At 66.3% G+C, this 19,864-nt stretch carries 15 protein-coding genes and 1 pseudogene; 8 read left to right on the top strand and 8 right to left on the bottom strand.

Annotation, left to right across the window (positions count from 1 at the left end; translation table 11 throughout):
• The first annotated feature begins 62 nt into the window (after window positions 1–62).
• The gene (locus ACWPN7_RS08345) at window positions 63–959 is read left to right on the top strand and encodes a LysR family transcriptional regulator (protein WP_200775880.1); all 897 of its coding nucleotides are present in this window, start codon (window positions 63–65) and stop codon (window positions 957–959) included.
• Between the two features lie 176 nt (window positions 960–1,135).
• On the opposite strand, the gene ACWPN7_RS08340 is transcribed toward ACWPN7_RS08345, so the two are convergent.
• Window positions 1,136–2,026 carry a LysR family transcriptional regulator gene (locus ACWPN7_RS08340; protein ID WP_103041557.1) on the bottom strand — a complete coding sequence of 297 codons (891 nt, stop codon included), beginning with the start codon at window positions 2,024–2,026 and terminating at the stop codon, window positions 1,136–1,138.
• 146 nt (window positions 2,027–2,172) lie between these two features.
• Here ACWPN7_RS08340 and ACWPN7_RS08335 point away from each other — a divergent pair, with 146 nt between their 5' ends.
• The 5 genes from ACWPN7_RS08335 to pcaB are packed head-to-tail and all read left to right on the top strand — an operon-like array spanning window position 2,173 to window position 8,181.
• Complete coding sequence (locus tag ACWPN7_RS08335) at window positions 2,173–3,279, top strand: 4-oxalomesaconate tautomerase (RefSeq protein ID WP_459198148.1); 1,107 nt, start codon at window positions 2,173–2,175, stop codon at window positions 3,277–3,279.
• A 27-nt stretch (window positions 3,280–3,306) separates the two neighbouring features.
• Window positions 3,307–4,680: a C4-dicarboxylate transporter DctA gene (gene dctA, locus ACWPN7_RS08330; RefSeq protein ID WP_040133813.1), complete on the top strand. Its 1,374-nt coding sequence runs from the start codon at window positions 3,307–3,309 to the stop codon at window positions 4,678–4,680.
• Between the two features lie 38 nt (window positions 4,681–4,718).
• Window positions 4,719–5,594 (top strand): HTD2 family dehydratase, encoded by an 876-nt coding sequence (locus ACWPN7_RS08325; RefSeq protein WP_459198147.1) that lies wholly within the window; start codon window positions 4,719–4,721, stop codon window positions 5,592–5,594.
• An 11-nt stretch (window positions 5,595–5,605) separates the two neighbouring features.
• Window positions 5,606–6,787: a CaiB/BaiF CoA transferase family protein gene (locus ACWPN7_RS08320; protein WP_459198146.1), complete on the top strand. Its 1,182-nt coding sequence runs from the start codon at window positions 5,606–5,608 to the stop codon at window positions 6,785–6,787.
• Window positions 6,788–6,831: 44 nt separating this feature from the next.
• Window positions 6,832–8,181, top strand: coding sequence for a 3-carboxy-cis,cis-muconate cycloisomerase (pcaB, locus tag ACWPN7_RS08315; RefSeq protein ID WP_451992983.1), 1,350 nt, complete (start codon window positions 6,832–6,834; stop codon window positions 8,179–8,181).
• 204 nt (window positions 8,182–8,385) lie between these two features.
• Here pcaB and ACWPN7_RS08310 read toward each other — a convergent pair whose 3' ends face one another.
• Window positions 8,386–9,225 (bottom strand): isocitrate lyase/PEP mutase family protein, encoded by an 840-nt coding sequence (locus ACWPN7_RS08310; RefSeq protein ID WP_040133810.1) that lies wholly within the window; start codon window positions 9,223–9,225, stop codon window positions 8,386–8,388.
• Between the two features lie 79 nt (window positions 9,226–9,304).
• Between ACWPN7_RS08310 and ACWPN7_RS08305 the strand changes: the two are divergent.
• Window positions 9,305–9,439, top strand: a pseudogene (locus ACWPN7_RS08305) (IS5/IS1182 family transposase); the annotation flags it as partial.
• A gap of 220 nt (window positions 9,440–9,659) precedes the next feature.
• Here ACWPN7_RS08305 and ACWPN7_RS08300 read toward each other — a convergent pair.
• The 6 genes from ACWPN7_RS08300 to ACWPN7_RS08275 form a co-directional block, all read right to left on the bottom strand.
• Complete coding sequence (locus ACWPN7_RS08300; protein ID WP_040133808.1) at window positions 9,660–10,826, bottom strand: potassium channel family protein; 1,167 nt, start codon at window positions 10,824–10,826, stop codon at window positions 9,660–9,662.
• A gap of 33 nt (window positions 10,827–10,859) precedes the next feature.
• Entirely contained in the window at window positions 10,860–12,014 is a 1,155-nt protein-coding gene (locus tag ACWPN7_RS08295) for an L-dopachrome tautomerase-related protein (protein ID WP_459198145.1), read from the bottom strand.
• A gap of 107 nt (window positions 12,015–12,121) precedes the next feature.
• Entirely contained in the window at window positions 12,122–12,733 is a 612-nt protein-coding gene (locus ACWPN7_RS08290; protein WP_200775657.1) for a hypothetical protein, read from the bottom strand.
• Window positions 12,734–12,751: 18 nt separating this feature from the next.
• Window positions 12,752–13,927, bottom strand: a complete 1,176-nt coding sequence (locus ACWPN7_RS08285) for a zinc-dependent alcohol dehydrogenase (RefSeq protein ID WP_103041569.1) — start codon at window positions 13,925–13,927, stop codon at window positions 12,752–12,754.
• A gap of 172 nt (window positions 13,928–14,099) precedes the next feature.
• Window positions 14,100–16,337, bottom strand: coding sequence for a PAS domain S-box protein (locus ACWPN7_RS08280; RefSeq protein ID WP_201044232.1), 2,238 nt, complete (start codon window positions 16,335–16,337; stop codon window positions 14,100–14,102).
• A gap of 1,230 nt (window positions 16,338–17,567) precedes the next feature.
• Window positions 17,568–18,464 (bottom strand): LysR substrate-binding domain-containing protein, encoded by an 897-nt coding sequence (locus tag ACWPN7_RS08275; RefSeq protein ID WP_103041565.1) that lies wholly within the window; start codon window positions 18,462–18,464, stop codon window positions 17,568–17,570.
• Window positions 18,465–18,597: 133 nt separating this feature from the next.
• Here ACWPN7_RS08275 and ACWPN7_RS08270 point away from each other — a divergent pair, with 133 nt between their 5' ends.
• The gene (locus ACWPN7_RS08270; protein WP_492273237.1) at window positions 18,598–19,827 is read left to right on the top strand and encodes an MFS transporter; all 1,230 of its coding nucleotides are present in this window, start codon (window positions 18,598–18,600) and stop codon (window positions 19,825–19,827) included.
• Window positions 19,828–19,864: the final 37 nt, after the last annotated feature.

Genomic DNA, 19,864 nt, shown 5'->3' with positions numbered 1-19,864 from the left:
GGCCTATACATACGCAAGTTGCTTTAGTAAAATGCAGGGTTATAAAGACCGGAATTCGCGCCATGAATTTGAACCGTATCGACTTGAATTTGCTGGTGGTTTTTGACGCGATTGCGCGCACCGGTTCGGTGAAGGATGCGGCTCCGCAACTGGCGCTGAGCCAACCGGCGGTCAGTCATGCGTTAAACCGGCTCCGGGTCCTGATGGACGATCCGCTGTTCGTGCGCGCCCGCAACCGTCTGGTGCCGACGGAGCGGGCGCAATCCATGATTGGTCCGGTGGCGGGCATCCTCCAGTCCGTCCGCGTCCTGATGAGAAGCGACGGTTCGGACATCGTCGAGGACAACCGCCATTTCCGGATCGGCATCAGCGATTTCGCCGCCCTGACCATCGTGCCAAGGCTCACCCGGAAGCTTCAGCAGATCGCCCCCAACGTGACGCTGGAACTGATCAACGTCGGGGAGAACACCCTGAACCAGCTGGCCGGCGGCGAACTCGACTGCACCTTCTGGGGGCTCCAGCCTCCGGAGTCACCCTATCTGTCGCAATTCCTTTTCCATGACAGTTTCGTCGGGTTCTGTTCCGCGGACCACCCTCTGGTGGAGCTAAGCGAGCAAGGCGTTTCCATCGACGATTATTTGTTCTATCCACACGCCATCGCGCAGTTCCGCGCTTCGGGATCGAGCCCGATCGATGTCTTTCTGAAGGGCATCGGACGTCACCGGGCCATTGCCCTGCGCTCCCCCAGTTTCATGAGCAACATCACCGCCATCGTGGGGACGAAGATGATCGCGACCCTGCCGTCCCTGCTGGAATCGATCGCCCTGTCGCAAGGCCTGTTGTCCTTCCCGTTGCCGTTTCTGATCCCGAATTTCAATTATTCGCTGGTCTGGCACCGCCGCACCGAAGCCGACCCTTCCGGCATCTGGCTGCGGCGTCTGCTGGTGGATATGCGCTGACCGGGAGGCGTTCGGTCTTGGCCGGTGTCATCCCGCCAAGATCCGGGGCCGAAATCCGGGACGGTGGGTGCGTTCGGGAAACGGGGGCTGGCTCAAGTTCAGGTGTTTTTCCAGCACTGTCCGTCGATGGCAAGCGCTCGGCGATTCTCAAATCGACGCGGTAGCGTTCAAGGGCATCAGGCTTTCCAGGAGCCGAGCAGCACCTCCAGAAAGCGCGCCGCCATGGGCGAGAGGATGGCGCCGTGTCGTCGGACGACGCCGATCGTCCGGGAAATCTTCGGGTGGCTCAGCGGGATGGTGCGGATGATGGGGTGGCCGGAGGCCGGGGTGGCGAGTTTGGGAAGCACCGCGACGCCGAGCCCGGCCTCCACCAGCCCGAGCGAACTGGCGAGGTGTGTGATCTCGTAGGACCAGTTGAGCTTCAGGCTGTGCTGCGCCAGGGCGTTGTCGATCAGCGCCCGGTTGCCGCTGGTCCGGCCCACGGTGATGACCCGGTGCGCCGCCAGCTCGTCCCAGCCGACCTCCCGCCGGGAGGCCAGCGGATGGTCATGCCGGCAGGCGACGACGAACGGGTCCTCGGCCAGCGGCGTGAACTCGATGTCCGGGTGTGACGTGCCGATGAAGTTGATGCCGAAATCGGCCTCGCCGCGGGCCACCGCCTCCAGCCCCTCGTTGGCGCCGAGGTCCAGGATGCGGATGCGGATGCGCGGGAAGGCGACGCTGAAACGGCTGATCGCGTTCGGCAGGAAGTAGAACACCGCCGTCGGGACGGAGGCGATGGTGATCTGTCCGCCGCTCCGCGCCCCCAGGTCGCTGATCCCCAGCAGCGATGATTCGAACTCGTCCAGGAAGCGCCGGACCTTGGGGATGAAGTCGCGTCCGACCATGGTCAGGGCGACGTGGCGGGTCGAGCGCTCGAACAAGGCGACGCCCAGCGTGTCCTCCAGCTTCTGGATGCGGCGGCTGAGCGCCGGCTGCGAGAGGTTCAGCTGCTCGGCGGCGCGGTTGAAGCTGCCCAGTTCGGCCACCGCCACGAAGGCTTTCAGATCGACCAGTTCGAAATTCATGCTCTCCTCCCCGCGGCGGCGCCCATTGATGCGCGATGCGCAATAATATCCCGAATCATTGCATTTAACAAATACGGTTCCGGGGCGGAATATCTGTCCATCGGCTTTCTTCGCCGCGACGGCGAGACCAAGAGACAGCAAGCGCCATGAACCACCTGACCAGCCGCCAGATCGGCATTCCCTGCGTGATGATGCGCGGCGGAACCTCCCGCGGGCCCTTCTTCCTGGCCTCCGACCTTCCGGTATCCCCGGCGGAGCGTGACGCCCTTCTGCTCTCCGTCATGGGGGCGGGGAACGACCTGGGGATCGACGGCATCGGCGGCGGCAATCCCTTGACCAGCAAGGTCGCCATCGTCGGTCCCGCCACCCTGGCCGGCGCGGACGTGGACTATCTGTTCGCCCAGGTGCGGGTGCAGGAAGGGATCGTCGACACCTCACCCAACTGCGGCAACATGCTGGCCGCGGTCGCCCCCTTCGCCATCGAGGCCGGGCTGGTCCCGGCGACGGACGGCGTGACGGTGGTGCGCATCCACAACGTCAACACCGGCAAGCTGATCGAGGCGCGCGTCCAGACCCCCGACGGACGGGTGACCTACGAGGGCGAGGCCGTCATCGACGGCGTTCCCGGCACCGCGGCGCCCATTCACCTTGCCTTTCTCGACGCGGCGGGCGCCAACACCGGCCGCTTGCTGCCCACCGGGGCGCCGATCGACCGCATCGGCGGAATCGAGGTGTCCTGCATCGACGCCGCCATCCCGGTGATGCTGGTCCGTGCCGCCGACCTCGGCAAGACGGGGCACGAGCCGATGGACAGCTACCGGCTCGACCGGGGTTTCATGGCCCGACTGGAGGCGCTGCGCGTCGAGGCCGGCCGCCGCATGGGCTTCCCCAACGCCGCCGGCATGGTGATCCCCAAGCCCGTCCTGCTGGCGCCGCCGACGCGCGGCGGCACGCTGGCCGTCCGCTATTTCATGCCGCACGACTGCCACCGGGCGATGGCCATCACCGGGGCCGTCGCCACCGCGACCGCCTGCACGATCCCGGGAACCGTGGCCTCCGCGCTGGCCGGACATTTGGCCCTGCCCGGCGACGTCACTTTCGAGCACCCGGCCGGCCGGCTGACCGTCCGCCTCGATCCGGGAGCCGGTCAATCCGCCCCAACCGCCAGCATCCTGCGCACGTCACGACGCCTGTTCGAAGGAACCGTGTTCGCACGGCCATTGGACCCACCACGGGCCGCCATGGCCGCCTGACCCACAACGCACCGAGGAGGAAACGCCATGCGCCTACAAACGGGAGAACAAACCCCGGCGCCGACCAAGCCCAAGGCCTTTTACAAAGCTCTCTATTTCCAGGTCGTCGTCGGCCTGACCCTGGGCATCCTGGCCGGTCATTTCTGGCCGGACTTCGGGGCCTCCCTGAAGCCGCTCGGCGACGGGTTCGTCAAGCTGGTCAAGATGATGATCGCGCCGGTCGTCTTCTGCACCATCGTCAGCGGCATCACCAGCCTCAACGACACCCGCGAGATCGGCAAGACGCTGGTCAAGTCGATGGCGCTGTTCTACGCGCTGACGGTGGCGGCGCTGCTCATCGGGCTGGCCGCGGTGATGATCATCGAGCCCGGCGTCGGCATGCACGTGTCGGCGGCGTCGCTCGACCCCACGGTGGCGGCGCGCTACGCCAAGCAGGCGGCTCCGGTCGGCTTCACCGATTTCGTGCTGCACATCATCCCGCATTCCTTCTTCGGCGCCTTCGCCGAGGGCGAGGTGCTGCCGGTGCTGCTCATCTCCGTCCTGGTCGGCTTCGGGCTGACGCGGGTCGGCAAGGCCGGCGAGCCGGTGGTCCAGGGCATCGAATCCTTCTCCCACGTGCTGTTTGCCGCCTTCGGCTTCATCATGAAGCTGGCCCCGATCGGCGCCTTCGGCGCGATGGCCTTCACCGTCGGCAAATACGGCATCGACAGCATCGGCTCGCTCGGCCTGCTGATCCTCACCTTCTACATCGCCTGCAGCGTCTTTCTGGTCGTCATCATCGGCACGCTGGCGCGGCTGCACGGCTTCAGCCTGTGGAAGGTGCTGCGCTACTTCCGCGAGGAGCTGCTGATCGTCCTCGGCACCTCCTCCTCCGAACCGGTCCTGCCGCGCGTGCTGCAGAAGCTGGAGGCGCTGGGCTGCAAGAAGGGCGTCTCCGGCCTCGTGCTGCCCATGGGCTACTCGTTCAATCTCGACGGCACGGCGATCTACCTGACGCTGGCCTCCCTGTTCATCGCCCAGGCCTGCGACATCCACCTGTCGGGTGGCCAGATCTTCGCCATGCTCGGCGTCATGCTGCTGACCTCGAAGGGTGCGGCCGGCGTCACCGGCAGCGGCTTCGTCGCCCTGGTCGCCACGCTGACGGTGATGCCGGACCTTCCCGTGGCGGGCGTCGCCCTGCTCGTCGGCATCGACCGCTTCATGTCCGAGGCCCGCGCCCTAACCAGCATCATCAGCAACTGCGTCGCCAGCATCGTCGTCTCGATCTGGGAGAACGCCTGCGACCGCGAGGTTCTGCAGCGGGAGCTGAACCAGAGCTACGCCAGCACCGAGCGGTGCCTGGAGGAGAAGGGCGACATCGCCGTCCTGCCGCTGACCGCCCCCGCCCAGCCGTCGCACTGATCCGGCGCAGGCCGCCCCCACGCATCGAGGACGCCACCATGACCGCCTCCCCCATGACCGTTTCCACCACAAGCGCGAAGGATTGGATCGGCCGGAGCGAGACCGTGTCCGACACCGTCACCCCGACCCCCTACGCCGCTCTCTCGGCCACTCTGGACCGGCCCGCCGAGCGCCCCGCCGCCGGTACCCCGCTCCCGCCGCTGTGGCACTGGCTGTACTTCCTGCCGCTGCACCGCCAGTCGGAGATCGGGCCGGACGGTCATGCCAGGCGCGGCGGCTTCCTGCCCCCGGTGCCGTTGCCCCGCCGGATGTGGGCCGGCAGCCAGTTCGAGTTCCACAGCCCCCTGCGCGTCGGCGACGCCCTGACCCGGACCTCGACCATCCACGACGTGACCGAGAAGTCCGGGCGCACCGGTCCGCTGGTCTTCGTCAAGGTCCGCCACGAGATCCGCCGCGCCGGCGAGACCGACGTTGCGCTGACCGAGTTCCACGACATCGTCTACCGCGAGGCGGCCACGCCGCAGGATGCGCCGCCGGAACCGCAGCCGGCGCCGGCGGACGCGGCCTGGGAGACGCGCTGGGTTCCCGACGACGTGCTGCTGTTCCGCTACTCGGCGCTGACCTTCAACGGCCACCGCATCCACTACGACCGGCGCTACGTGACGGGGGTGGAGGGGTATCCGGGGCTGATCGTGCACGGCCCGCTGATCGCCACCCTGCTGCTCGACCTGCTGCGCCACCGGCTGCCGGAAGCCGAGGTCGCCTCCTTCCGCTTCAAGGCGGTGCGGCCGACCTTCGACATCAACCCTTTCTCGGTGTGCGGTACGCCGCTCGCCGACGGCAAGACGGTCCACCTGTGGGCCAAGGACCATGAAGGCTGGCTGACCATGGACGCCACCGTGGTCCTGACGTGAGGACGCCCTCTATGAAACCGCTGTCTGGAATCACCGTCGTCACCCTGGAACACGCCATCGCCGCCCCCTTCGCGACGCGCCAGCTCGCCGACCTCGGCGCCCGCGTCATCAAGGTGGAGCGTCCCGGCGTCGGCGACTTCGCCCGCGGCTACGACGAGCGGGTGCGCGGCGTCGCCTCGCACTTCGTGTGGACCAACCGCTCGAAGGAAAGCCTGACGCTCGACGTCAAGCACCCGGAGGCGCAGGCGATCCTCAAGCGCCTGATCCGCGAGCAGGCCGACGTGGTGGTGCAGAACCTCGCCCCCGGCGCGGCGGCCCGCCTCGGCCTGTCCTACGAGGCGCTGTCCGCCGAAAAGCCGGGAATCATCGTCTGCGACATCTCCGGCTACGGCGACGACGGCCCCTACCGGGACAAGAAGGCCTACGACCTGCTGATCCAGGGCGAGTCCGGCTTCCTGTCGGTGACCGGCACGCCGGAGACGCCCGCCAAGGCCGGCCCGTCCATCGCCGACATCTCCGCCGGCATGTACGCCTACAGCAACATCCTGGCCGCCCTTCTCCAGCGCCAGCAGACGGGGCAGGGCTGCCGCATCGACGTCTCCATGCTGGAATCGCTGGTGGAGTGGATGAGCTACCCGCTCTACTACGCCTTCGACGGCGCGCCGCCGCCGGCCCGCACCGGCGCCAGCCACGCCACCATCTACCCCTACGGCCCGTTTCCGGCCGGCGACGGCAAGACGGTGCTGCTCGGCCTGCAGAACGAGCGCGAATGGGTGGCCTTCTGCGAGACGGTGCTGCAACGCCCCGAGTTGGCGCGGGAGGAGCGCTTCTCCAGCAACTCCCGCCGCAACGCGGCGCGCGACGAGTTGCGCGGGATCATCGTGGCGGCCTTCGCCGGCCTGACCGCCGAGCAGGTGGTCGCCCGGCTGGAGCAGGCCGCCATCGCCAACGCCCAGGCCAACGCCATGCAGGACGTCTGGAACCACCCGCAACTGGCGGCCCGCGACCGCTGGCGCACGGTGGAGACCCAGAACGGGCCGGTGCCGGCCCTGCTGCCGCCGGGCATGGCAAGCAACGGGGATGCACGCATGGACCCGGTTCCGGCGCTCGGCCAGCACACCGACCGTATCCTTGCCGAGCTGGGCTACGCGCTCGGCGACATCGCCCGGCTGCGCGACGCGAAGGCGGTCTGAGCCGCGCCGCGAACAGAACGACATTTTCTGGGAGGACCAGCACCATGCCGTCCACGATCATCGACTCCGCCATCTTCGGCGACATCTTCAGCACCCCGGCCATGCGCGCCGTCTGGTCGGACGAGAACCGAACCCGCAAATACCTGGACATCGAGGCCGCACTCGCCCGCGTCCAGGGCCGCCTGGGCATCATCCCGCAGGAGGCCGCCGACGAGATCGTCGCCAACTGCTCGCTCGACAAGATCGACATGGCGACGCTGAAGGCGCAGACGGAGCGCATCGGCTATCCGGTGCTGGGCGTCGTCTCGCAGCTCAACGCGCTGTGCCGCGACCGGCTCGGCGAATACTGCCACTGGGGCGCCACCACGCAGGACATCACCGACACCGCCACGGTCCTGCAGATGCGCGAGGCGCTGGCCATCGTGGACGAGGATCTGGCGGGCCTGTCGGCGGCCCTGGCGACCCTCGCCAAGCGCCACCGGGACACGCCGATGATCGGCCGCAGCAACCTGCAGCAGGCGGTGCCGGTGACCTTCGGCTACAAGATGGCCGGGCTGCTGTCGGCGGTGGAGCGCCATCGCGAGCGGCTGGCGCAGCTCCGTCCGCGCGTGCTGATGGGCGAGTTCGCCGGAGCGTCCGGCACGCTGGCCTCCCTGGAGCACGGCGCCATGGAGACCCAGGCCGGGCTGATGAAGGAGCTGGGCCTCGCCCAGCCGGTGATCGCCTGGCACACCATCCGCGACACCATCGCCGAGGTGGGCTGCTTCCTGGGCCTGGTCGGCGGCACCCTCGGCAAGCTGTCGATGGACGTGAAGCTGATGATGCAGACGGAGGTCGGCGAGGTCTACGAGCCCTTCGCGCATGGCCGCGGGTCGAGCAGCACCATGCCGCAGAAGCGCAATCCGATCTCCAGCTGCTACATCCACGCGTCGATCTCCGTGCTGCGCCAGCACACGGCGGCCCTGCTCGACGCCATGGTGGCCGACCACGAACGGTCGACCGGCCCGTGGGAGATCGAGTGGATCGTCCTGCCGGAGGCCTTCTGCCTGCTGGCCGGCGCCCTGAAACAGGCGCGGTTCGTGGTGAGCGGGCTGGAGGTCGATGCCGAGCGGATGCGCGCCAATCTGGAGATGACCAACGGGCTGGTGGCGTCCGAGGCGGTGATGATGGGGCTCGGCCGCCACATCGGGCGCGAGTACGCCCACGACCTCGTCTACGACCTCTGCCGCGAGGCGGTGCGCCAGAACCGGCCGCTGCTCGACCTCCTGGCCGAGACGCCGGAGATCAGCGCCTGCCTCAGCCGCGCCGAACTGGCCAAGCTGTGCGACCCGGCCAACTACCTCGGACAATCGGGGGTCATGGTCGATCGCGTCCTGGCCCGCATGAACGGTTGATCGGGCCGCCCAGGGCCGGCTCATGTGGGCCGGCTCGCGTGGGCCGCGCTTCATGCACCCGACCCGCACCCCAAGCATGGCGGCCTGATCGCCGCCATCGCGCCTGTCCACCGGTTGATTGTGGTCAGGCGCGGCGTGCGCGACTTTGAGCCGAGGAGTGTCAAGTTGCTCAATCCGTGCCGTGCTGGTTCCGCAGCCCGTCGTTCAGGGTGTTGGCCGGCCGTGGGTCCGGAAGAACCCGTTGAGCGCATCGAACGGTTCGGCCTCGCCAAGGGCGTCGAAGCGCCCGTGGTCGGCGAGCATCCGGGCCGCCCGCAGGAAGCCGCCCCAGGCGGCGCGGTTGAACCCGCTGCCCAGGCTGATGCGTCGCACGCCCAGGGCGGCGATCTGCTCCACCGACAGGCCGATCGGTGAGGAAACCAGAAGGTTGAGCGGTTTCGGGCGGACGGCTTCGACCGCTGCCTGGATGACATCCGGGGTCTGCAAGCCCGGCGCGTAGAGGACATCGGCTCCGGCAGCGGCGTAGGCCGGCAAGCGGTGCAGTGCCTCTTCGACGGCCGCCGGGTGGTTCACCAGCAGGGCTTCGCAGCGGGCGGTCAGAAGGACGCCGGTTCCCCGCAACGCCTCCGCCGCCGCGGCCACGCGTTCGACGGCGTGATGAAAATCGTACAGCGGCTTCTCCGGGTCGCCCGTGGCGTCTTCAATGGACAGACCGGCCACGCCGGTGTCGGCGCAGAGGCGCACGTTGCGGGCCAGCCCTTCGCAATCATGGGCGTAACCGGCTTCGAAATCGGCGTTCACCGGCAGGTCGGTTGCCCCGACCATCTCGGCGATGTGGGCCAGCATGTCGCCGCGGGGCACCGCCCAATCGGTGTCGGGAAGTCCCCGCGAGAAGGCATACCCCGCCGAGGTGGTGGCCAACGCGCGGAACCCGAGATGCTTCAGCATCACGGCGCTTCCGACATCCCATGGATTGGGGATGACGAAGCAGCCGGCATGGTGAAGGTCGGCGAAAACAGCACGGGCTTGGTGGTGGTTGGCCATCACAAGGTCCTTCCAGGGTGACGGATCAACGTCTGCAGGCTGACGGGGGCAGGATACGCTTGCGTTCCCGCGTCGTCCGGACGAGCAGGCCGAGTATCAGGTGCGCGACCGGCTGTCGTCGATGCGGTTGTTCGGGCTGGGACTGGGGTAGGGGAAACGGGTTGCGGACCGGACGACGATCCGGCTGGCCCGCGAAGCGCCGGTGACGGCGGGGGCGGGCCGCCGGGACGTGGCGCTCGAGGCTGAACTCATAAAACAGCGCCTCCTGCATCACCGTCCGCTCGCCCATCATCGCTGCGTCCTCCTCTGCTCGGGAGAACTGAATCAGGACTTAACGCCGCCGGCAATCCCGATTTTTTCAACACTATCGCCCCGAACCGGACGCCGGTCGGCATGACATGCCAATGCTTGGGGCACGAAGAGCATCATCACCGTCATTCGGCGATGTGAAGGCGGGGCCGGGGATCGTTTGGCCTGTCCTTGGATCCAAGACCGTTCATTGCCGCGTCGATCTCCTCCATGCTGTAAGCCATTGCGGGTGCCAGGTTCGTGATGTGATGGTCCCATTGCATTCGGCAGGAGATGTAGACTTCGGCACCGGCCTGCCCGTCGGCCGTGATCTGGATCCCCGCCTGCCGAAGCCGCTGCCGGGCAGCGTGGTAGCGTGCTCGCCAAAGGTCCCGGGTCTGCTGGTCCGGTTGCGCCTCCCGGTCCGGTGCCCCATGGGGAAGGAAGGTGTTCTCCAGGGATGTGAGGAGCATCATGGACGCTTCCCGGAGCTGCGTGACGGCTCCTGCCTCCTTCAGCCAGCGGTGCTTCTGATCATCCAGGGCGCTCTTGATCAGGCTCACCGTGTCCAACGCGACCAGCGTGGAACGGGACACCGAGTGGTATGGATCACTGAAGCGGAAGTAGAAGAGCACCGGGTAGAAGTGGTGCGCCTCCTTGGTCTGGGTCATCTCGACGCCGAGTTCCGACAGGTTCGTGTAGCCGCCGCTGAACTGCCCCTCAGGTCCGAGACGTGCCAGCAATTCGGCGGCATCGCCTGTGCACCCGGAGAGGAAATGGATGTTCATGGCCAACACGTTGCGCCGCTGGAGCGCCGTATAGACCTGCATCAGATAGGTCAGCGTCAGCGACATCACCGACATGCCGATCAGCGAATTGAACAGGAAAAGCAGCCGGGTGGGGCTCGTGTGCGGGGTGAAGTCACTCGCCCCGACAATGGCCATGCTGGTTCCCCCGGCATACATCGCGGTGACGAAGTCCGTGGGGGTTTCGCCGTTGGTGGCGCGGATGGAGGTGCCGAGTTCCGGGTGCATGATCAGCGCCGCCCCGAGCGTCAGCCCGAGAGCCCAGACCCCGACCAGCAGCACGAGGATGACCGGACCACAGAAGGACAGAACGGCTCCTTGTCGAGGGCCAAATTGCCGAGAACCAAGAACCTTTGAGGCTTTGACGAAGGAGGCCCAGATCAGCCGCTCGACCCTGAATCCGACGATGCTGGTGCCGATCCGGGCGTAGAGCACGGTCAGAAAGACATCGAGCAGGATGGTCAGGATCAGCAGTATTCCAAGGCCCTGCTCCAGTCGTCCCATCATCGCGGCCTCCTGTCATCCCACCGGCTCCGTCGGTCATTGGGGCTGCCCGCCCGGGCCGGTCGCCTCTCCGCCCGGTCCAGGTTCGATGCGCCACAGCTGCGTCTCGAGGCGCGGGCCGGTCTCGGGCTTGAACCAGCTCATGTCCTGAATGCGGGAGCCGGTGACGTAGATGCTCCCGTCGGGTCCCTCCGAGAATGTATCGGGCCAGCGCAGCCGTTTGTCCTGTACGAGGGTGGTGATGCTATCGCCATCACGGACCTTCACGGCGTCCTGCTCGATCGCGCTCAGGTAAAGCCGTCCGTGCCCGTCGATCCAAAGACCATCCGTCGGCTCGGTCTCGGCGGCACGCTCCACCCGAGCTCCGAGATCCTTCCCGGACAGACGTGGGTTTTGCAAGGCGTCCGTCGGGATGCGATAGAGGGTCCGGCCGGTCAGCGCTTTCCAGTAGAGCGTGCGCCCGTCGGGAGAGAGCGCGATGCTGTCAGCGGCAAATTCGACCCCGCGCCCGTCGGGCCGGCGCAACTCCTGCCCATCAGTCTTCACCACCACATCCTTTTCCGGTTGGGTGCTCGGGTGGCCGTGAAGGACGCGTCGGGCCTTGCCGTCCCGGAGATCCACAACAACGAGAGCGCCCTTGGCCCCGGCATCGGTCAGGTAGGCATGCCGCCCATCCGGCGAAAACCGGACATCGTTCAGGTAGCTGCCCTGAGGCGCGACCGTCTCGTCGAAGTGGATCACCTGCGCAACCTTGTTCGTCTTCAGGTCGATCCTGACGAGCTTGGGTCCGCCCTGGACGACCGGTGCCGTGGCTGGCGCGGCCGGGTCCACGACCCAGAGATTGCCGCGCGCATCGGCCACGACGCTCTGGACGCACACGAAGTGATCGCCGGCGGACATCTGGTTCTTCTTAGCGTTGCGCCAGGAATTCCACGCGTCGTCCGGGTACGGCTTGATGTGGCCGTCGCGCGTCACCTCGGCGACCGAGATCGGTGCATCCTCCGTCCAGCGCGGGAAGTTGACGAAGATGCGCCCGTCCTTCGAAACGGTCACCCCGGTCACCTGGTGTTCGAAGCTGGCGACCTGCTCCAGATGCCCCGTGCCCTGAGATGGTGCGGCGCCCTGCTGCGCCATGGATGTGCCGGCCAGGAGTGTTCCGAAAAGCAGGGTCACCGTTGCGAGCCGTTGCATGTTCATTTCCATTGCGTAGCCGTGATCGCGTGGCCGTGATCATGGGGGATGCGACGGCCACCTCAAGAGCGTGAACTCCGCTCGAACGCAGCCGTGTCGTTGGTGATTCAGTGCGGCCGCGCCTTCTCCTGCGCCTTCTCCTGCGGGGCGCGATTGGACACCGCCGCGAGGGCCGGTGCGGCCCGCATGTCCGGAGGCACCTTGAAGTCCCTGGCGGCGCCACGCGCCGCCTGGACACCCTGCGGGAAGCCGGTCCGATCCCTGTAGGAGCGTGGCCGGTCATGGGGGCGGCGGTGGCGGGCCGTGACCCCCTGCGCGCCGATGATGTCGAGCAGAGTCACCCCCAGCACCGCCGCAAGAGCAATCCCGACATTGTCGCGCTTCGGGTTGTCATGCCGCATGGCCGTCATCAGGGTGGCGATGTCGAGCCCGTCTCCGGCCACCCGGCTCCACAACCCGAGATGCTTGTCGGGCGAGAGCGAGACGATGCCGTGCCCGAGTTCGCGGACGCCATAGGCCCGCACAAGGGCTTCCTTGCCCTCCATGCCAAGCGCCCGGGTGATGCGCTTCGCCGCAAACAGCTCGGTCAAGCCGAGCCCGATGCTGTACCAGCCGAGCGCTCTGGCCAAGCGGTCGGAGGCACCCAGCGAACTGGGCCCGGAGTGAAGGACTTTCGGGTCGCCCTTGGACCGGGCAATGTTCGAGATGGTGTAAGTCACGTCTTCTCTCCCCGGTCTTCAAGGTTTCAGGACGACCTTGACGCAGCTGTCCTGCTTGTCGCGGAACACCTTGTACATCTCGGGCCCCTCATCGAGGCTCACGGTGTGGGTGATGACGAACGATGGATCGATCTGCCCCTCTTCGATGCGGCGCAGGAGGTCGTCGGTCCAACGGTTGACGTGCGTCTGGCCCGTCCGGATGGTCAGCCCCTTGTTCATCAGCTGGCCCATCGGGATCTTGTCGACCAACCCGCCATAGACGCCCGGGATCGAGATCACGCCGGCCGGGCGGCAAACGTAGATCATCTCGCGAAGGACGTGCGGCCGGTCGCTTTCAGCGCCGAGCATCTGCTTGGCGCGGTCGTAGACCGTGTCCGGCATGGACGGCGAGACATGGGCTTCCATGCCGATGGCGTCGATGCACTTCTCCGGGCCCAAACCACCGGTGAGCTCGTTCAGGCGCTCGACCACGCTCTCCTCGTCGAAGTTGATGGTGATGGCGCCACCGGCTTCCGCCATTTCCAGGCGCTCCGGCAGATGATCGATGGCGATCACCTGCTTGGCGCCGAGGAGGACGGCGCTGCGGATCGCCATCTGACCGACGGGACCGCAGCCCCAGATCGCAACGGTGTCGGTCGGTTGGATGTCGCACTGGACGGCGGCCTGCCAGCCGGTCGGGAAGATGTCACCGAGGAAGAGGACCTTCTCGTCCGGGATTCCATCCGGAACCTTGATGTGCGTCGCGTCGGCGAACGGAACGCGGAGATATTCGGCCTGCCCGCCCGGATAGCCGCCGGTCAGATGCGTGTAGCCGAACAGGCCCGCGGTCGGGTGGCCGAAGACCTTGTCGGCGAGATACTTTTTGCGGTTGGTGGCCTCGCACACCGAGAAATTGCCGCGTTTGCACTGGTCGCACTCGCCGCAGATGATCGTGAACGGAACCACCACCCGGTCGCCGACCTTGAGCTTGTGCTTGGCCTCCGGCCCGACCTCGACGACCTCCCCCATCATCTCATGCCCCATGATGTCGCCGGGCAGCATCGCCGGAATGAAGTTGTGGAACAGGTGCAGGTCCGAGCCGCAAATGGCGCAGCTCGTCACCTTGACGATGGCGTCGCGCGGCTGCTCGAGTTCGGGGTCAGTGACGGTGTCGCACCGGATGTCTTCCTTGCCATGCCAAACCAAGGCTCGCATGCTTTCCTCCTTCATCCTGCCAAGATGCAGAGGCCTGCGCTTCCGGAAGTGCTTCGGACCGAAGAGCCTGTCTCTGCCGGGGTGGCCTGTCGGATTGAAAGCCTCAAAACCTGAGCGAGCCTCACCGCGTTCCTAGGGATGGTTCCTCAGGGAACCTCCGCGCCAGGGGTTTCTAACCTCCATCACCTGACCGCCGCGGCGCCTGCACACCGGCCGATGCGGCAATCCGCACCGCGTCCGGTACGGTCTTGGCGCCAAGCCGCTGCATGACATGCGCCCGGTGGGTCTCCACCGTGCGCGGGCTGATGCCGATGTCCCGCCCGATCTGCTTGTTCGTCTGGCCAGCGAGGATGCCGGCCAACACCTCCCGTTCGCGCTCCGACATCTCGGCCATGCGAGCCCGGGCCCGGCCGGCCTCGTGGTCGGCCTCTTCAGTCTGACGAATGTCGACCGCTGCTGATGCGACGGCGGCGAGCAGGGTGTCGGTACGATAAGGCAACGGCAGGAAATCCACCGCGCCGGCCTTCATCACGTGCACTCCGAAGGTTACATCGCCTCCGGCATCACCCAGAACGATCACCGGCAGGCCGATCCGCCGAGCCTTGAGTTCTCTCGGGACGGCAAGGCCGCCCGCGTCAGGGTGCTGGATGTCGAGCACGACGCAGCCCGACACCAGGGCGGGTGCCGACTCCAGAAAGGCTTTGCCGGAAGGGAAGGCTCTGACGTCATAGCCGGCCTCCCAAAGCACGCGAGAGAGGCTCTCGCGTGAAGTCCCATCCGCGTCGATGATGTACACGAAGCGCCCTTCATGGCGCGTGATGTCCTGGGCGATGCCGCCGGTGCGCCGGACCCGGCCCTGTTCGTCCCGGATGGGGAAGAAGGTGTTGCGGATCCAACGCAACGCTCCGTCGGTTCGGGTGATGCGGAATTCCTCCACGGAGACCACACCGAGCGCCGTCCTGCCGAAAGCCTCGGCGACGCGGGCACGGTCATCGGGATGAACGACCTCGATCCACCGGCTTATGTCATGTCGGAATGCGTTTTGCGCTGTCCCGAAAACCGTTTCAAAGACCGGGTTGAGATATTCAAGCGTTCGGTCCCCTGGATTGGCGATCCAGAACGCGTTCGTGGAATGCGCCGCGAATTCGCGGAAGCGCTCCTCGGCCCGCTTCTCACGGTCGATGTCCTGCACCACGAAGACCGCGCCCAGCCTCTCCCGGGCAGCGTTGTGGAAGGGTGCCGCGCTCACACGCGTCCACGCCTCTCGCCCATCCGGCAAGGTGAAGATGAAGTCGATCCCGGGGACGACCGTTTCGCCCCGCAACGCCCGCGCGCCTGGATAGTCCGAGGGGCTGAGAGGCCGGCCCTCGGGAGTGTAGGCTCGCCAATGCCCGGCTTGCTTCGGGCTTCTGGAGGGGATGGTGACGAGTGCGTATTGCTGAAGCATCTGGTTCCCCAGCGTGATGTTCCCCTCCCGGTCGACGAGTCCCACACCGAGCGGCAGCTGGTCCAGGATCGCCGAGAGCCGGGCCTCGCTCTCACGCAGGGCCGCCTCGGCCCGCTTGCGCTCCGTTATCTCAAGCGCAGCCCCGGTGAAGCACACCGGCCGGCCATTTTCGAAGGTGGTCCGGCCATGGGTGGAGACCCAGCGCTCCACCCCGTCCTCAATCCCGATGACGCGATAGTCGATGTGGTAGACACCATCGCCCGCAGGATCCACGCAATGGGCCAGCGCGGCTTCGACCCGGGCCCGGTCCTCAGGATGAATGCCGGACATCCAGACATCCAAGGAGACCGGCGTGTCCGGGGACAGGCCCCACATCGCCCTCAGGCGAGCATCCCAGTCCAGCGCACCGGTTGCCGGATCCCACGTATAGGGTGAGACATCGACGAGGTCGATGGCGGCCTGGAGCCGCGCCTCGCTCTGGCGCAGGGCCGTCTCGGCGTGGACACGCTGTGTGGTCTCATGGACAGTGCACAGGACCCCGCCAATCCCGCCCGTCTCGTCACGAATGGGGCTATAGGCGAACGAGAACCATGTCGCTTCGGGATGGCCCCGGCGCACGAGCGTCAGCGGCAGATCCTCGAAGTAGCAGGCTTTGCCGTGCATGGCCCGCTCGGTGATCGGACCGATGGTGTCCCACACCTCCGACCAGACCTCGGGGAACGGCCGCCCGAGGCCGTTCGGTTTGTCACCCATGATCGGAATGTAGGCGTCGTTGTAGAAGCTCGTCAGTTCCGGCCCCCAGGCCAGATAGGTGGGGAAGGCGGAACTCAGCATGATGCTCAAGGCGGTGCGGAGCGACTGTGGCCAAGTCTCTGCCGGCCCGAGGGGCGTGGCCGTCCAGTCGTGGGTTCGCACGCATTCGCCCATGATGCCGGCACCGGGAAAACCGTCCGTCGCGTTCACCTCATATCCTCTGTGAAGGCGCCTGGGCGTCGCAGGGAACTGTATGCTCATGCACCATCCCGGTTGGTTCGTGGCGATAGGTGTCACTCCACGCCGGGCAGACGGGCGCGTGGCGCCAATCGCGAAGCCGCGATTGGTCGTCAGATCATCGATTCCACAGGGGATCGCCTGACCGATGGCATCCTGCGGGCAATCTTGCACCAGCACGCCTTCGGCCGTCCGGCTCAAACAGGGCCGGCGTTTTTGTCGTTAATGGCCAACGTATGTTTTTTCACACCAACACTGATGACAGGAACACTGATGACAGGTTCGCCGGCAGCGAGGAACTGCGCATCGCATTCGCGAGACGAACGGCGGTCTTCCGTGCGCCAAGCGGTGCCCTTAAGCGGTGCCCGGTCGCGGAAGGCAGCGCGGACAGCCACGCGCATGGACAACGGAGGACATCGGCAACTCCCGTCACCGTCGACGGAACAAGCCATCAATCCCTCCAACCTGCGGGTGGGGCAAATGGTTCCTTGGCGTGCCCCAGCCCCCGGTTTTCTCGGATCTCGACACGATCGTGGCTTTCTGGCCTGCCCGTTTGGGGAAGGCCGGGCTGCATAAAGCGAATGCCATGCTACCGGTCCCTCCTGTTTTCACCGCGCGATGCGTCTCGTTCCTGCGGCTGATCCGGAACCTCGCTGCGGACAGCCTGCCGTTGCTGCAACTCGGAGGGGGGCTTCACTTCGGCAGAGGCACCCGGTGCCTCACGCAGCCATTCTCGCTTCACGCAAACGCCCATTGGAATCTCCCAAACGTGCCTGCCGACTGAGATTTTCCGGCCCACCGTCGGTGGTGAGCCGGAGGTCAGCGGTCGAGCTTTCCGCCGGTGGAAGGGTCTTCAGCGGTGGTGTGCAGACTGTGCTTCGAAGATGACCGTCACCCTCGACGCCGCGGCATGGAGTTCGAGGAACGTCGAGGGGGACGCCGCCGACCGAGGTCGCTGCACACAAGCCCCCCGCATTCACGCCATGAAGTATCGTGCCGCATCGCCGTTCGACCATTCGGCGCGTGCCTAAGGGAGCTCCCTTACCAAAAGGCCCTAACGATGCCGCACGGCAAGCGCTTCCATGAAGGCGCCGGCGTGTTTCACTTTCGGCAGAAAGGGGCGCAAACCTCCAATCGCACGCTTTCGCCGCTCATGCCCTCAAGAGGGAGATGGCCGAGAGAACCGGGGTTCCGCCCGGCTCGTCACCGTGATCCCCGCGTCTCTTCGACGAGCCAGTCGACGAAGCCGGCAATCAGGTTTCCGGCATCGGCGTGACGTGGAACAAGCGCGACGTACCCCGTCCTCGGAACCCGGATCTCCGGCAGTGGCGTCATCAACCTTCCGCGGGCGACATCGATCTCCAGCATTGGGAACGGGCCGATACCAATGCCAAGCCCATCTTCCACCGCCTGACGGGTTACGAAAAAGTGATCGAAGATCTGGCGGGGATGCCCGGCAAGGTGCTGCAGCCCGGCCGCTTCGAGCCAGTCCGTCCAATCGCCGGCACGTGTTTCGCTTGCAAGCAGCGTATGTCCCTTGATGTCGGCGGGCTTCAGGATGGGCCGTTGCGCGAACAGCGTCGGGCTCATGATCAGCGTATCCGCATCATCCAGCACCGGGACGACGCGATGCTGAGGCCACACATGCTGCTGAGCGGCGCCACGCCGGATCGCCACGTCGACACCACCGCGCAAGTCCTCGAGCACGGTCGAAACCGTCGTAACCGCGACTTCAATGTGCGGATGGTCGGCGTGGTATCGGTTGAGCCGCGGGATCAGCCAGCGCATCGCGAAGCTGGTCGGGGCGCTGACACGCAGGATGCGGCGCGCGTCGGGCCGGCCACAGGCTTCCGCCGCAACAGCCAGGCGATCGAAGGAAAGACCGACCTCGGCGGCGAAGATTCTCGCCATCGGCGTCGCGACCATGCGGCGCCCGTCCTTCATGAAAAGCCTCTGGCCGAGCCAGCTTTCGAGTGCGGCGATCTGCCGGCTGACCGCACCATGGGTGAGACCGAGTTCGGCTCCGGCTTCGGCATAGCTGCCGGTCCGAGCCGCGACCTCGAAAATGCGCAGGGCGTTCAAGGGGGGAAGGCGGCGCATGGGCAATCCGTGAGAAAAACGAACGGTATCCGTGATGCAAAGCATACTAGTCGATGAAACGTCACGCGTATACCATGCCGCTGTTTGGTCCAGCCAAATAAGGGCCGTTGCGTTTCCGAAGGATCAAGGAAATATGAAATCGAGCGGTTGGTGGAGCGAGAAAAAGAAAAGCCTGACAGGTGCGTGTCTTGCTCATGCGCTTCATGACGGCTACACCGATGCTCTCTATGTTTTTCTGCCAGTATGGCAGGTGCAGTTCGGCCTTTCCTATGCGGCGCTTGCCGTCGTCCGCGCCCTCTATTCCGGGACGATGGGCGGCCTGCAAATCCCGGCTGATCGTGCCCTGCGTGGCTTGTCGCCGCGAGCGGCGCTGATCCTGTCGACCGTCCTCGCATTGACGGGCTTGCTGATCATGGCGGCGCCGTTCGGCTTTGCGGGGCTTTGCGTTGGCCTCATCGTGGCCGGAATCGGATCGAGCATTCAGCATCCATGTGGCTCGATGCTTGTCACCGCGAGTTATGGCGCGGCGGCGCGACATCCACTCGGCATCTACAATTTTTCCGGCGATCTCGGGAAAGCCGCGCTGCCCGCACTCGTCGCTGTGCTGTTGCCGACTCTCGGCTGGCAGCCGGTGCTGGGGCTGATGGCGGTGTTTGGAATTGTTCTATCGGTCGCCCTGGTGCCGCTGACGCCGGCCACTCCCATCGCCAGGACCGCCACGACGAGGACGGCTTCCGGCCAGGGCCGCGGCGGCTTCGGCGTTCTGACGACGATCGGCGCTCTCGATACGGCAACCCGCATGGGCTATCTGCTCTTTCTGCCCTTCCTCATCCATGGACAGGGCGGGGACACGGCGACGGTCGGGCTTGCCCTCGCCCTGCTGTTCATCGGCGGCGCGTTCGGGAAAGCGACGTGCAGCCGGCTTGGGGAGCGGTTGGGTGTCGTCGGCAGCGTCATGGTGACCGAAGCCGCCACGGCCTTGCTCATCGTGGCGACGCTGTTCACGTCGCTGACGCCAACACTCATCCTGTTGCCGTTGCTGGGCGTCGTGCTCAACGGCACCTCTTCGGTGCTCTACGGCACCGTGCCGGAGCTTTCCGATGGCGATACGGGGCGGGCCTTCGCGGTCTTCTACACGAGTGTCATCGGTTCCGGAGGCGTCGCGCCGATCCTCTACGGCGCGATTGCCGATCACAGCACCCAGACGACCGGCGTGCTGGCTTCTGCGGCGACCGCCGCCCTGATCGTTCCGCTCGTCCTGACGCTGAGGCCGCATCTGAGCAACTCCACCGCGGGAGCGCACGAGCGCCCCGGCTTCTCCCGGCACCGAATGTCGAGGTGGATCGGCCAAGGCCGGCCGTAAGTCGCCGGCATTTCCGCCGCATGCGGATCCGCATGAA

It is taken from the genome of Azospirillum sp. UENF 312511 (genome assembly GCF_058780635.1).
This window is presented reverse-complemented; position numbering and strand designations above follow the sequence as displayed.

Coding starts and splice junctions, on each gene's coding strand:
- ACWPN7_RS08345 (WP_200775880.1), top strand. CDS start 63: ATGAATTTGAACCGTATCGACTTGAATTTGCTGGTGGTTTTTGACGCG.
- ACWPN7_RS08340 (WP_103041557.1), bottom strand. CDS start 2,026: ATGAATTTCGAACTGGTCGATCTGAAAGCCTTCGTGGCGGTGGCCGAA.
- ACWPN7_RS08335 (WP_459198148.1), top strand. CDS start 2,173: ATGAACCACCTGACCAGCCGCCAGATCGGCATTCCCTGCGTGATGATG.
- dctA (WP_040133813.1), top strand. CDS start 3,307: ATGCGCCTACAAACGGGAGAACAAACCCCGGCGCCGACCAAGCCCAAG.
- ACWPN7_RS08325 (WP_459198147.1), top strand. CDS start 4,719: ATGACCGCCTCCCCCATGACCGTTTCCACCACAAGCGCGAAGGATTGG.
- ACWPN7_RS08320 (WP_459198146.1), top strand. CDS start 5,606: ATGAAACCGCTGTCTGGAATCACCGTCGTCACCCTGGAACACGCCATC.
- pcaB (WP_451992983.1), top strand. CDS start 6,832: ATGCCGTCCACGATCATCGACTCCGCCATCTTCGGCGACATCTTCAGC.
- ACWPN7_RS08310 (WP_040133810.1), bottom strand. CDS start 9,225: ATGGCCAACCACCACCAAGCCCGTGCTGTTTTCGCCGACCTTCACCAT.
- ACWPN7_RS08300 (WP_040133808.1), bottom strand. CDS start 10,826: ATGATGGGACGACTGGAGCAGGGCCTTGGAATACTGCTGATCCTGACC.
- ACWPN7_RS08295 (WP_459198145.1), bottom strand. CDS start 12,014: ATGCAACGGCTCGCAACGGTGACCCTGCTTTTCGGAACACTCCTGGCC.
- ACWPN7_RS08285 (WP_103041569.1), bottom strand. CDS start 13,927: ATGCGAGCCTTGGTTTGGCATGGCAAGGAAGACATCCGGTGCGACACC.
- ACWPN7_RS08275 (WP_103041565.1), bottom strand. CDS start 18,464: ATGCGCCGCCTTCCCCCCTTGAACGCCCTGCGCATTTTCGAGGTCGCG.
- ACWPN7_RS08270 (WP_492273237.1), top strand. CDS start 18,598: ATGAAATCGAGCGGTTGGTGGAGCGAGAAAAAGAAAAGCCTGACAGGT.